The sequence below is a fragment of the Providencia sp. PROV061 genome (genome assembly GCF_011045655.1).
Taxonomy (GTDB): Bacteria; Pseudomonadota; Gammaproteobacteria; order Enterobacterales; family Enterobacteriaceae; genus Providencia; species Providencia hangzhouensis.
Genome location: NZ_CP042861.1, coordinates 1193219 through 1205889 on the forward strand (window position 1 = coordinate 1193219; position 12671 = coordinate 1205889).

General features: G+C 37.5%; 13 protein-coding genes. 2 read left to right on the forward strand and 11 right to left on the reverse strand.

What is annotated here, in order from left to right; all coding sequences use genetic code 11:
- Positions 1-67 precede the first annotated feature (67 nt).
- Complete coding sequence (hpt, locus tag FVA72_RS05370) at positions 68-604, forward strand: hypoxanthine phosphoribosyltransferase (RefSeq protein WP_004260548.1); 537 nt, start codon at positions 68-70, stop codon at positions 602-604.
- A 107-nt stretch (positions 605-711) separates the two neighbouring features.
- Here the strand turns inward: hpt and FVA72_RS05375 are convergent, their stop codons facing one another.
- The 8 genes from FVA72_RS05375 to FVA72_RS05410 form a co-directional block, all read right to left on the reverse strand.
- Entirely contained in the window at positions 712-1257 is a 546-nt protein-coding gene (locus tag FVA72_RS05375; protein WP_096863285.1) for a fimbrial protein, read from the reverse strand.
- 9 nt (positions 1258-1266) lie between these two features.
- Complete coding sequence (locus FVA72_RS05380; protein WP_165119655.1) at positions 1267-1815, reverse strand: fimbrial protein; 549 nt, start codon at positions 1813-1815, stop codon at positions 1267-1269.
- A gap of 16 nt (positions 1816-1831) precedes the next feature.
- Entirely contained in the window at positions 1832-2854 is a 1023-nt protein-coding gene (locus FVA72_RS05385) for a fimbrial protein (RefSeq protein WP_110592263.1), read from the reverse strand.
- A gap of 14 nt (positions 2855-2868) precedes the next feature.
- Positions 2869-5451, reverse strand: a complete 2583-nt coding sequence (locus tag FVA72_RS05390) for a fimbria/pilus outer membrane usher protein (RefSeq protein ID WP_110592262.1) — start codon at positions 5449-5451, stop codon at positions 2869-2871.
- 21 nt (positions 5452-5472) lie between these two features.
- A complete protein-coding gene (locus FVA72_RS05395; RefSeq protein ID WP_165119657.1) occupies positions 5473-6150 on the reverse strand; it encodes a fimbrial biogenesis chaperone in 678 nt (225 codons plus the stop codon).
- A 49-nt stretch (positions 6151-6199) separates the two neighbouring features.
- Positions 6200-6745: a fimbrial protein gene (locus FVA72_RS05400; protein ID WP_004260526.1), complete on the reverse strand. Its 546-nt coding sequence runs from the start codon at positions 6743-6745 to the stop codon at positions 6200-6202.
- A gap of 749 nt (positions 6746-7494) precedes the next feature.
- Positions 7495-8265, reverse strand: a complete 771-nt coding sequence (locus FVA72_RS05405) for an ABC transporter permease (protein WP_004260522.1) — start codon at positions 8263-8265, stop codon at positions 7495-7497.
- Complete coding sequence (locus FVA72_RS05410; RefSeq protein ID WP_004260518.1) at positions 8262-9203, reverse strand: ABC transporter ATP-binding protein; 942 nt, start codon at positions 9201-9203, stop codon at positions 8262-8264. Before FVA72_RS05410 ends, FVA72_RS05405 begins: the two co-directional genes overlap by 4 nt.
- Positions 9204-9460: 257 nt before the next feature.
- Between FVA72_RS05410 and can the strand changes: the two genes are divergently transcribed.
- Complete coding sequence (gene can / locus FVA72_RS05415; RefSeq protein WP_004260515.1) at positions 9461-10135, forward strand: carbonate dehydratase; 675 nt, start codon at positions 9461-9463, stop codon at positions 10133-10135.
- Between the two features lie 176 nt (positions 10136-10311).
- On the opposite strand, the gene panD is transcribed toward can, so the two are convergent.
- The 3 genes from panD to panB all read right to left on the reverse strand — a co-directional run bounded on the left by panD (position 10312) and on the right by panB (position 12614).
- On the reverse strand, positions 10312-10692 hold the full coding sequence (gene panD / locus FVA72_RS05420) for an aspartate 1-decarboxylase (protein WP_036958294.1): 381 nt from the start codon (positions 10690-10692) through the stop codon (positions 10312-10314).
- A gap of 236 nt (positions 10693-10928) precedes the next feature.
- Positions 10929-11792, reverse strand: a complete 864-nt coding sequence (panC, locus tag FVA72_RS05425; protein WP_110592261.1) for a pantoate--beta-alanine ligase — start codon at positions 11790-11792, stop codon at positions 10929-10931.
- A 30-nt stretch (positions 11793-11822) separates the two neighbouring features.
- On the reverse strand, positions 11823-12614 hold the full coding sequence (panB, locus tag FVA72_RS05430; RefSeq protein ID WP_036958292.1) for a 3-methyl-2-oxobutanoate hydroxymethyltransferase: 792 nt from the start codon (positions 12612-12614) through the stop codon (positions 11823-11825).
- Between the last annotated feature and the right edge of the window lie 57 nt (positions 12615-12671).

A 12671-nucleotide genomic window follows, 5' to 3' on the forward strand; every position in this document is an offset into this window, starting at 1 on the left:
ATTAGTATATGCGTGCTGCCTATGTTAAAATTACGTGCTTTCCATTCCCATAGATGCGTAATAGAAGATGAAACATACCCTTGAAGTGATGATCTCTGAAGAAGAGATTGCTCAACGAATTAGTGAATTAGCCGATAAAATTAGTGCTCATTATCAAAAGCTTGATGGTGAATTAGTCCTTGTTGGCTTGCTGAAAGGCTCATTTATTTTTATGGCTGATTTATGCCGTAAGATTGATGTTCCTCATGAAGTCGATTTTATGACTGTTTCAAGTTATGGCAATGCGATGACATCGAGCCGTGATGTTAAAATTGTCAAAGATTTGGACGAAGATATCCGTGATAAACACGTATTAATCGTTGAAGATATTATCGACTCTGGTAATACGTTAAATAAAGTTCGTGAAATTTTCGAATTACGTGGCCCTAAATCTGTCGCTATTTGTACATTACTGGATAAACCTTCACGTCGCGAAGTACAGGTTCCTGTTGAGTGGATTGGTTATTCTATTGAAGACAAATTTGTGGTGGGTTACGGTATCGACTACGCTCAACAATATCGTCATCTGCCTTATATTGGTCATGTAACGTTACTTGAAGAATAATATTTGGTGACCTTATAAAGAAGAGCCGCGTTTAGCGGTCCTTCTTGTTGTCACCACACATAATAGGTTTAGCAGTGTGCTGAGCGCCACAGTAGGGCGTTTTTCTATTATTCGTAAGTCACTTCTACGTCCATAGTCGCATTGGCTTTACCTGGAAGAATTGTTTTTTCCATTTGTATATAATACGAGTTAAAGTATATCGATAGTTTTCCGTCAACATTTGACGGGGAAACCAAAGTGCCTCGGCCACCTATTCCCATCCTATACCACAACGTTCGGTCATTACTGTATTCTATTCTTATTCCAACACCTCTGGCTCTATCAGAAGAGTTATCTATATCTAGAACTGTGTTAGAACCTGAATATTGACGTCCTTGAAGAGCAATATTAATTTTAGTGTCTTTATCGCAATCAAAATCAATCTGCCATCTCACATCTTTGCTTTGCGTGTTGACACCACTGCCAAAGCCGGACTGACCAATAGTATAATCACCAAGATGAACATTTTGTATTCTTGATGATTGGACGGAGCAGGTATTAGAAGACACTCGCCCTGTAATATTAAAAATGGCATCGTAACCAAATGATTTAACAGAAAAAAATAAAATCATTGTTACAAGGCAATGAATTGTATATTGAATTTTTTTATTCATTGCTTCCCCTTAATTATTTCGTACAACGAATGTAATAGAGGCATTTGCCGTACCTGGTGTTGCGCTATTTGCTAATTGCTTATAGCGTGCGCGCAATTGAACTGTATTAGTTCCTGAAGTTGTCCCTGCCGCACTAATTAAGGTGCTGACTTCATTTGCATTTTTTGCTTCCCAACGTTTGCGCTCGGGTGAATAAGCTTCAACTTGAATTGCCATTCCGCTCGCTGAACCTTCAGTCTGATCCAACTCAAATAGCTTTCTATCTAGTGCAGCAGGAGTTCCTTCTAAGGCGCCACTCACTTGTCGATTTACTGTTGAACAATTAAAAACCAAATCAAATTCCACCCAATCCGTCACTGAGTTACGAGGGAAGTTGCTTCCATCACCTTCTAAAAACCACATTCCTAAATCAACACCTTGCGCAGCAGAAGATATGCTACACGTTTCACCTTTAATCGAACCTGTGAAATTCACCTTGATATAGGCATCCACAGCCATCACATTCATTGGCATTAGAGATATAAAAAACAGTACAAATAGATTTAAATTATGTTTCATAAATAATGACCCTTGATTATTTATACACAAGGGTAACCGTAACCTGTGCATTACCATGAGTTGCCTTCACTTCATTTGATGTTTTGACATATCTGAATTCAAATGTTTTTGTGACAATGGGGCTCAGACTTGCTTTATCCAACAAGGAATAGACATAATTGTTGGATAAGGTACGGTCTCCTCCTAATTTCAATGGGGAAGATTGACCCGCTTCGTATACTCGCACCGCAAATCCAGGGCTTTCGCTTTCATTTTCTAAATAAATAATATCTGTATTTATATTACTTGGATGCAAGTTATCCGCTACGGTGTAGGCTACAGACATGATGGCAGGGCAGTTAATCGTAATCGACTGTTGAGCATGGCCAAAGGTATCTCCTATATTTAACGAGCGAACTTTAGCGATGTCATGGACGCCGAGGTCGACCGATTGTCGAACTGATGAAACTGCACAAGTGCGTTGTGCCCATGAAATCAATGTTGATGCAGGCAATATTTCCCCTACTGATGAGATCCAATTCATATCACCACTGCATTGCACTTTGACTGGATTAAAATGTGTAACAGCTTTATCCGTTCCTTCAATATCTCCTTGAACGGTTTTGACATACATCATTCGTGTTTCAAGTTGTAGCGATGATGAGCCATCAATGGCACTAATTTCGCTATTATTTCCTGTTAATGGATACCATTGGCTCGTTCCTTTTTGCCTTAATGCCATGACATAACCCACGCCATTAATGCCAGTGCTAAAAACGGGGTAACTCCCTGATCCATCATTAATCACCATTCCTACGGGTTGGCTATTTACTTGAGGAGTAAAATTAAAGTTTCCCGGCCCTTCAGCAACACATAATTCTTGATTCCCTGTAGATTCAAATTGCTTCCAGCCATTACCCAATATCGCTTCACGGGGAAGTTTATGAGCTGCCGTATCAATTTCTAAATCCCCTAAATTGATACGAAACTGCCCGACACTGAGCGCGTTAAATGAAAACAAGGTAATACCAACCAAAGCAATAATTTGTTTTATATTCATATTCAAAACCTATTTTATTGGCAGTTGACGGGCAATATGGGTAAATGATGCTTCAATTGTTCAGCAGTTAATTTATATTCGGCAACACACTGATCTTCTTGGTTTTTACCCCATTTAATTTGTAGTCGCCCTTGCTCTGGCATCCCACTGAGATACACATCACCATTATCACCGACAATACCTGAGCTCATATTTTGGTCATCACTTTGAGCGAATTGGGCCATTGCACCGAAAGGCACTGGTTTTCCATTATGAGTAACATTAAATAATAATCGGTAACCGACATGAGTTTGGTAGCTTGCCAAAATTGCGGCACCTTTTGTTGGTACCGCATTAACTGTATTGGTTTTTAATTCAACATTTTCAGGTAAAGAGTCAATGTTGAGGGATATTTCATTTTTAGTATAAGGATTGAGATAAGGCACAATGGCGTAACCTCGAGAATCGGTTGAAATATTAGCTCGATTTAAAACTTGCACATTTTCCGCACCCGGAGCTCGAATAATCGCGAAAGAATCATAGATAGGCTGAGCTAAAGTGATGCCATATGGATGAGCAACAACCGCCCCTGTTAAACCGTAGTTTGCTCGCTGTGAATATCTATCATAGCCATAGGCCGCATTAGCAACACCGTAACTTCCTCGATAAGATGCCGAGGCATTTCCACTACCACGAGTTTCTTTATTTCCATATGACTGCTGAACAGCGTAATTAATATTATTTTTTTCGCCAAGAGTACCACTTACTCCCATCATTGCGTCTGCATTGCCGCTGTTATCCGCTGTAATACTACTATTTATCGATGTGTAATTGCCGGATGTATTATTAAGTGGAATAGAAACTGAAAAAGAGAAGTAATTATCAGCTTTACGTTGATAAGCACTATCAGAATAACTGTAATTAAAGTTATAAGTGATCCCATCAAAGCTTTTGTTATAACCTGCATTTAATGAGCGTTCTTTACCCGAACGGTTCCAATAATCTTGCTGATAACTAGAAAAATAAATATTACCGAATTCATTTAGTGACTGATTTAGTGAGATTTGAAAGCGATTTTTTTTATTATCGCGATATATTTTAGGTTGATTACTGTTAGCTTCACTGAATGAATAAAAACCTTCCGTTGAGTAACGATAGTTAGCTAAAGTTACAGATGTACCAGTCGAGGTCACGTTTTTGGAGTATTGAAAACGATATGACTGCCCACTGTCGGTATCTTCTTTCCCTAATAAATTTTGGCTATTTGCTTGTGTAACATCAGCCGATAGTGCTCCCAAACTACCTAAATTAATTCCCATTCCTATCGCATAAGATTGGTAATTTTTTGATAGTAAAGTTCCAACATACCCAGTAATACCTTTTGGTAACCCATAAATAAAAGTACTTTGCAGGAAATCAGGTTCTACTTCACCGGAGGCATTAGATTTATATTTTCCCCCCGTTAATGAATACTTGAGTTGCCCTTCTCGCTGCATAATAGCAATTGATGAGAAAGGAACAGTAAATGAGCGTTCAGTACCATCCGCTTCCTTAATTATAACGGTTAAGTCACCGCTAGTCCCTGTTGGGTATAAATCATCAATTTCAAATGCACCTGGAGAGACATAGGATTGATAAATAACATAGTTATTTTGTTTAATCGTAACTTCTGCGTTACTTTGAGCTATTCCCCTAATAATGGGAGCAAAACCTCTCATTGAACTAGGTAGCATGGATTCATCACTTTGTAATTGAATACCACGGAATTGAAAACCATCAAAAATCTCACTTGGTGTCGCTGTGTCACCAATCACTAATTGAGATTTTAAGAAATTAATCCCTCTTTCTAAGCTAGTCTCAATGTTTTTCCATTCGCGTTCTCCACTATTATCCGTATAAGTCGAATAGTTTTTTAAACGCCATGGGCCTAGATTTCCAGTGCTACGAAGGTTGAAATAATGAGAGTTTGTATCTTTGGCGTTATTACGACTCCAATTGTTTGAACCACTATAATAATAATTTAAGATTAAAGCAGGAACACCATTTTCCCATTGACTAGCGGGAACAGTACCTAATGCTTGTTTATTCATAGCAATTTGAGGTATTGAGATATTCAGCTTCTGTTGATTTAATTCAAGCGTAGATTTTGCCTCGGGTATATATTCGCCTATTGGGCCTATATATTGCCCAGCAGAAAGTGCAGCCAATGCTGGAATTGAATTAACTTTAACTCCCCAAAGTGCTAATTCTTCTTTTGTTATGCGTGGAATTAATTGGCTTGATTTATCATCCTTAACAAATTCGATAACCTTAGAATCCATTAAAATACCATTTACGATAATATCGACATGATATTCTCCCGCTAACTGGCCTCCAGGGTTAGCAAACTGGTCTAAATTAGGTAGATCTGCAATATTTTGGCCATCAATGACGCTGAGTGAGCTAGGACTAAAATAATCTTCCGCAGATACATGACTAATGCTTATTCCAGCCAAAATTATTGCAGTTACTACCTGACATATTTTTTTTAATCGAAAATAAGTTACCCCATTATGCAAATCGGTTATCGCGTCATAATGACGATTTAATGGATGTTGCTTTCTTGAAATGCAGCGCATAATGAATGTTCTTCCAACTGATTATTTTAATGTCTGAGTTTTCGCTTTCGTTATCGTTCCATGGTCATTAATTGCACTCCAAGTAACTTGGTTTGCTTGAGTTCCCGAAATATTCCATGACGCTTCGCCCAGAGGAGGGACCATGCCTGGTTCTGCAATTTCTTTATTACCAACCTTCAACTCCCCGAATGAAACATAATAAGGCGTTGGATTATTTGCTTTTAAATAGCTTCCTTGTTTTTTAAAGGTTAATTTTTCATACGCAATTAATGCTTCTGCTGTTGGTAAATCTGCAGGGCGATAAAATAATTTAATCTTGTTATTAATTGAAATCGTTAAATTATTTGTTGCATTTGGGTCAGATGGTGGAATTGATTTAACATTTAGCCAATAAACTGATTCTTTATCAGAGGGTAACTGAGAATCTGTTAAAACAATTCGAACAGCATTGGCTGATTCAGGTTCAATGCGAAAAAGTGGAGGAGTTACAGTAAACGGTACTTTTTGCTTATCATTATTATTAAAATTATTTACCCAAGATTGTACAAGATAAGGTGTTTTGTCATCATTTTTCACTGAAATTGAAGCTTCTTTCTTATTGCCTTCATAAATAACACGAGTGCCACCTAAAATAACACTGGCGTTTGCATTAAGAGTCGTCATAAATAAAAGCGCTAATGAAATGAGATGCTTTTTCAAAATTTTCCCCTATAAAAAGAGGGAACGAATGTTCCCTTAATTCAGTGAACTATTGGTTATATTGAATAGTGACAGTAACGTCAGCGTTTGCTTTACCAGCAGTAACTTCATTTGCGGTTGTAACGTAACGCGCATAATATGTTTTTTCGCCACTATTACCTTTCAAATCAATACCATCAGCTTCTGTGTCTGGAGTATAGAAATTTGTTCCGTTAACATCACCAGAAATACCAATACCAACACCTTCAGCCTCATTGACAGCATATAATTGGTTGTTATCTGGGTGTGCGGTTCCTCCGAAGGTGACGCGAGCACGTGCTAATGTTGCAGGGCAGCCACTCAAGCCTATTGTTAAAGGAACTGCATCAGTTAATTCCCCGACTTTATCGAAGGTGTTAGTCATCCAAGTGCCAAGTTGCACTACACCTTCATTTTTGTTTGTATTATTAACTTCAATAGTACAAGTCGTATCAATAAATTGACCTTTGAAATTTATGGTGCCTTTAGCATTACCGCTATCAATTGCAGCATGTGCCACACTTGATAATGAAACCATAATAATTGATGCCATTAATACTGACTTTTTAAAAATCATAGGAACCTCTTATCTATCTAGTAAAGAATTATTAATTATATTCAGGTTAGATGACTAAGTTATTTTTTAATAACTATTATCCCATATATTTCACACATCAAAATTATATTAGTGTTTTTAAAGTAAATCCATTAAACGAGTAATTTTAAGTATTTTACTTAAATTGCGATGTTTAACTTTAAAATAACACTTTTAAGTTAATAATATAGATGAATAATCCAATAAACTGACATTTTCTTAACTGTTAACGATAACAATCATATTAAAATTAAATTTAAATATTATTTAAGTAACTGTAACATTGTATTTCGTTTGAAATATAATTTAACGGATATATGCAGGCCAATATTCTTATTATACGAGATGCGTGGTATTAAAAATTTCCAAAGTTGGCATTTAAGGTATTTAAAGCTTATTTGCTGTAGGGGAAATGTGAAAACTCATAAGATATGATCTGGCAGTGCTATAAAATCACCTTTTTATTTTTACCTTTTCCAGGTAAATAAAATGAATGATAAGACCATGAATTTTAATGTTTTCAACAAGAAACTATTTATGGTTTAAATTAAAGGGGTAGTAAACTCTCTTTAATATATAATTTTTTATTAAATTTACTTTAGTTTTGATTTTTTATCGAGAATATTCTTTGCTTGATTAAGTGATTTTACTTAAAAATAAAAAGGCCATATCTAATTAGCTGAATGACAACGATAGATATGACCTTTTTATTATTTATAATCTAGGCTAAATTAACTGCGTAACCCTCTACCTTGTTCAATCAAATACCAAGTTAGTAAATAAAAAACTATCAAGAAAATCATCAGTACACCAAGAGTAATTGCGATTGATACATCTGCAATACCTAGGAATCCATATCTAAATCCACTAATCATATACACGATAGGGTTTAATTTAGATATAGCCTGCCAAACTGGCGGTAATAAGGATAGCGAATAAAAGACACCACCTAAATAAGTTAACGGTGTTAGGACAAAAGTAGGAACGATACTGATATCATCAAACGTCTTAGCAAAAATTGCATTTAATAGCCCAGCAAGTGAAAATACAATAGCGGTTAGCAACAAGGTTACTACAACCATAACCCATGAATGGACTTGTAGTGGAATAAAAAATAGTGACACTAACGTGACTAAAAAACCAACTAGGATCCCACGAGCAACACCTCCACCAACAAAACCAGCAATAATTATGTGTGTTGGAACAGGTGCAACCAGTAACTCTTCAATATTCTTTTGAAATTTAGAACCAAAAAATGAAGAGCAGACATTAGAGTAAGAGTTAGTGATAACTGCCATCATGATTAACCCCGGAACTATAAATTGCATATAGTCCACACCACCCATATCACCAATTCTTGAGCCAATTAAATTACCAAAAATGACAAAGTATAGTGACATTGTAATGACTGGTGGTAATAAGGTTTGTACCCAGATACGACCAAATCGAGTGACTTCTTTTATCCAAATAGTTTTTAATGCTACCCAGTACAATGAGATCATTTTACAATCTCCTTCTCGGCCGCATGGCTTTCTTTTTTGACTAAATTAACAAATAACTCTTCCAAACGGTTCGCTTTATTACGCATACTTAAAATTTGTACACCTTGCTCGCTGAATTGGCTAAAAACACTATTTAGGCCTTGCTCTCTTTTTACATCCACTTCAAGTGTTGATGTGTCTATCAAACGAGATTCATACCCTAATAATTGAGGAACAGGACTTTTGGGCATTAGATCAAAAATAAAAGTTTCTGATTCTAGTTGGCTAAGTAGTTGTTTCATACTTGTATTTTCAACTAGCTCACCATGTTGAATAATACCAATATTACGACACAGCATTTCAGCTTCTTCTAAATAGTGAGTTGTTAAAATGATTGTCGTCCCTTGAGCGTTTAGATTCTTCAAAAATGTCCACATAGAACGACGTAACTCGATATCCACTCCTGCTGTTGGCTCATCGAGTATTAATAATTTTGGTTGGTGCATTAAAGCACGAGCAATCATTAAACGGCGTTTCATTCCACCTGATAGATTGCGGGCACGCTCATTGCGTTTTTCCCATAAATCAAGTTGAGTCAGATACTGTTCGGCACGTTCTACAGCAACTGAACGAGTGACTCCATAGTAACCCGCTTGGTTAAGGACGATTTGTAGTACTGTCTCAAAAGGGTTGAAATTGAATTCTTGAGGCACTAAACCAAGTTGTTGTTTTGCTTGTACAACTTGCTTTTCTAAATCATAACCAAAAACTTTTACACTCCCACTCGTTTTATTCACTAATGAGCTGATAATCCCGATTGTAGTTGATTTACCTGCACCATTTGGTCCTAGCAAAGCATAAAAATCGCCATCTTCAACGCTTAAGTCGATTCCTCGCAAGGCTCTTACACCACCGGGGTAGGTTTTGGTTAACTGCGATAATTCAAGTGCATATGTCATATGTAAAAAAAACCTTTATTCTTAAGATAGTTTGGCGGCAATATATCCTAATGATGCCACTTTTTTCTGTCCTATGTTATGCAGAAAAGAGATAATTAATTTATCTAAGATAATTCAATATGTTACTAATTTAGGGTTGTTTTGTCTAAAGGAGAGGTTCATCATAAGGGCATTAAAATTAGTATAACTAATTATTAATTAATCAATAAATGCTGTATAAGATTTTATCGCAAAGTAACACAATTAGGCTATAAGTCATGATGAGAAAAATAGAAGAACTGTTTGCTAACAATGAAGCATGGTCAGCATCAGTAAAAGAGCAAGATCCTGAATTCTTCAAAGAATTATCAAAAGCACAAAAGCCAAGATTCTTATGGATAGGCTGCTCAGACAGTCGAGTACCTGCAGAAAAGCTAATTAACGCAGCACCTGGCGACCTTTTTGTTCACCGTAATGTTGCTAATTTAGTTATCCACACGGATCTTAATTGTTTATCTGTTATTCAATATGCCGTTGATGTCTTACAAGTTGAGCACATCATTATTTGTGGTCACTATGGTTGTGGTGGTATTGAAGCGGCTGTTGATAATACCGAACTCGGCTTAATCAATAATTGGTTATTACACATACGTGATATTTGGTACAGACACAGCTCTATGTTAGGTGAATTAAAACCTTGCGAGCGACTTAACCGTTTATGTGAACTAAATGTTGTGGAACAAGTTTATAATTTAGGCCACTCTACCATTATGCAATCAGCGTGGAAACGCGGTCAAAAAGTCATGATCCACGGCTGGGTCTACGGTATTAACAATGGCCGATTGCAAGACCTTCATATTACGGCGGATAGCAGAGAAAAACTTGAACTTTGTTACCGTGAAGCAATTGCGACATTAACGCAAAAAAATAATTTAAGTAAAAAGGATTGCTAAATTGCCCTCTGATTGCTGGTAAACCTATTATGTCATCAGCAATTAGAGCAAGCTTTGAAAGTAAAACCCTAAAAAACAACTTATTAACGTTGGGCAGATAAAACAAAGCGGGAAAAATAGGTATTTATCCCGCTTTATCAACAATCTCAAGCGCTATAGAATGGTGCTTTCTTATATTAAGCGACTTGTACAGGCACTGCTTTAGCCACCCTGCTCATGACATTGTTTTCATCAAAATAAGCAACCTTCGGTTTATGCGTGCGCGCATCTTCATCGTCAATTTGTACATATGAACAAATAATGAGTTTATCGCCTACCGCGGCACGGCGTGCAGCAGCACCATTAACTGAGATAATTTTTGAACCGCGCTCACCAGAAATCGCGTAGGTTGAAAAACGCTCACCATTATCGACGTTATAGATATCAATGGCTTCATATTCAAGGATCCCAGCAGCATCCATGAAGTTCTGATCAATCGCACATGACCCTTCGTAGTGTAGGTCTGCCTGTGTGACTGTGACGCGATGGAGTTTACCTTGTAACATTCTTCTTAACATTTCTTCTTCGTCCTTCAAATTGCAGCGTTGTTGACTACGTACGTTCGCCCTAGTCACATACTTATGTATGCTCCTAGGGACTCACTTACTTGCCGCCTAGCTGCAATCTGAATGACTTTGAATAAAATCATAGTGCCTTCAAAACTGCAGCGTTGTTGACTACGTGTATATAAGTCGCAACAGGCTTAGCAACGCAGCAAGATGGTTGCTGTGATAGTGTTATAAGTCTTATTGTTTTATGCAATATCGCGTTGCAGGTCAACTTGTAAATTGTCAATAAGACGCGTTTGACCTAACCATGCCGCCATTAAAATAACCGCACGTTTACTGGAATCACCAAGTGGTAACAACGTCTCTGCATCGCGAATAAATAGCTCATCAGGAGTAAAACTGGCTTCACGTAAGCTATTATTCATCTCTTCAATAATAACCTCAGATGCGCTAGGTTCAGCCACTAATTTTTCACCCGCTTGTTGCATAATTTGATACAGCTTAGGCGCTATTTTTAGCTCTTCTGCTGACAAATTATTGTTACGTGAACTCAGTGCTAGGCCATTTTTAGCTCTAACCGTTGGGACACTAACAATTTGAGTATCAAATGATAAGTCAGAAACTAATTTGCGAATTAATTGCAACTGTTGGTAATCTTTTTCACCAAACAAGGCAATATCTGGCTGAACTAAGTTGAACAGCTTAGTGATAACCGTTGCGACACCTCTAAAATGACCGGGACGGCTTGCGCCTTCTAACATGGTCGATAACTCAGGAACTTCAACAAAAGTCTGTTTTTCCATCCCTTCTGGGTAGAATTCTTGCGGGGAAGGTGCAAAAACTAAATTGATATCACGACGCTTTAATTTTTCGCAATCTTCTTGCAAAGTTCGTGGGTAATTGGCTAAATCAGATTGCCTATCAAATTGCATTGGGTTCACGAATACACTGGCAATCACAATATCAGCCTGTTTTTTCGCTTGGTCAATGAGTGTTAAGTGACCATCGTGTAAATTACCCATCGTTGGGACAAGTGCAATACGTTTACCTTCTTGTTTCCAACGACGAATTTCACGGCGTAAGATAAGTACCGTTTCAACGATAAGCATACGTGTGTTCCTTATAATTACTGGCATCAATTAAGAAAAAGAATGTGCTTCACTTGGGTAAATGCCATCTTCCACTTCTTGGATATACATACGAATAGCATCATGAAGGTTGCCTGCTTGAGCTAAAAAGTTTTTAGCAAATTTAGGCGCTCGTGCGGTAATACCCAGTGCATCATGCATAACAAGGATTTGTCCATCAGTTCCATTTCCTGCGCCAATACCAATCACCGGTAATAGCAGTTCTTCAGAAACATGACTTGCTAAGGCAGTTGGAACACATTCGAGAACCAATAATTGGATACCTGCATTTTCTAATGCAATTGCATCTTTGAGTAATTGATTTGCCGTGACCTCATCGCGTCCTTGGACTTTATAACCGCCAAGAACGTTTACTGCTTGAGGTGTTAAACCTAGATGACCACACACAGGAACAGAGCGTTCTCCTAGCATTTTTACGGTATCACATAACCAGCTGCCACCCTCAATTTTCACCATGTTTGCACCCGCTTGCATCAAAATTGCTGCATTAGAACAAGCTTGTTCTGGTGTGGCGTAACTCATGAATGGCATATCTGCAATAATGAAGGCGTTTGGTGCACCTTTGCGAACGCATCGGGTGTGGTAAGCAATTTGCTCGACAGTCACAGGTAAAGTAGATGATTCACCTTGGATCGTCATTCCTAGTGAGTCTCCAACGAGCATCACCTGAATACCTTGCTCATAAAATAATTGAGCAAAGCTTGAGTCATAGGCTGTCATGGTTGCAAATTTGTGTTTGTCTTTTTTAAACTGACATAAATCAGCCAGAGAAATTGGTTTCATTATAATAACCTCCGGAAATGATCTCCCTGCGACCATACCTCATAAGAGGTTGAACAT

Excerpts from the sequence above, each read along its gene's own strand:
- can (WP_004260515.1), top strand. The coding sequence starts at position 9,461 with ATGATGAGAAAAATAGAAGAACTGTTTGCTAACAATGAAGCATGGTCA.
- FVA72_RS05380 (WP_165119655.1), bottom strand. The coding sequence starts at position 1,815 with ATGAAACATAATTTAAATCTATTTGTACTGTTTTTTATATCTCTAATG.
- FVA72_RS05405 (WP_004260522.1), bottom strand. The coding sequence starts at position 8,265 with ATGATCTCATTGTACTGGGTAGCATTAAAAACTATTTGGATAAAAGAA.
- FVA72_RS05385 (WP_110592263.1), bottom strand. The coding sequence starts at position 2,854 with ATGAATATAAAACAAATTATTGCTTTGGTTGGTATTACCTTGTTTTCA.
- panC (WP_110592261.1), bottom strand. The coding sequence starts at position 11,792 with ATGCTTATCGTTGAAACGGTACTTATCTTACGCCGTGAAATTCGTCGT.
- FVA72_RS05410 (WP_004260518.1), bottom strand. The coding sequence starts at position 9,203 with ATGACATATGCACTTGAATTATCGCAGTTAACCAAAACCTACCCCGGT.
- FVA72_RS05400 (WP_004260526.1), bottom strand. The coding sequence starts at position 6,745 with ATGATTTTTAAAAAGTCAGTATTAATGGCATCAATTATTATGGTTTCA.
- FVA72_RS05390 (WP_110592262.1), bottom strand. The coding sequence starts at position 5,451 with ATGCGCTGCATTTCAAGAAAGCAACATCCATTAAATCGTCATTATGAC.
- panB (WP_036958292.1), bottom strand. The coding sequence starts at position 12,614 with ATGAAACCAATTTCTCTGGCTGATTTATGTCAGTTTAAAAAAGACAAA.
- panD (WP_036958294.1), bottom strand. The coding sequence starts at position 10,692 with ATGTTAAGAAGAATGTTACAAGGTAAACTCCATCGCGTCACAGTCACA.
- FVA72_RS05375 (WP_096863285.1), bottom strand. The coding sequence starts at position 1,257 with ATGAATAAAAAAATTCAATATACAATTCATTGCCTTGTAACAATGATT.
- hpt (WP_004260548.1), top strand. The coding sequence starts at position 68 with ATGAAACATACCCTTGAAGTGATGATCTCTGAAGAAGAGATTGCTCAA.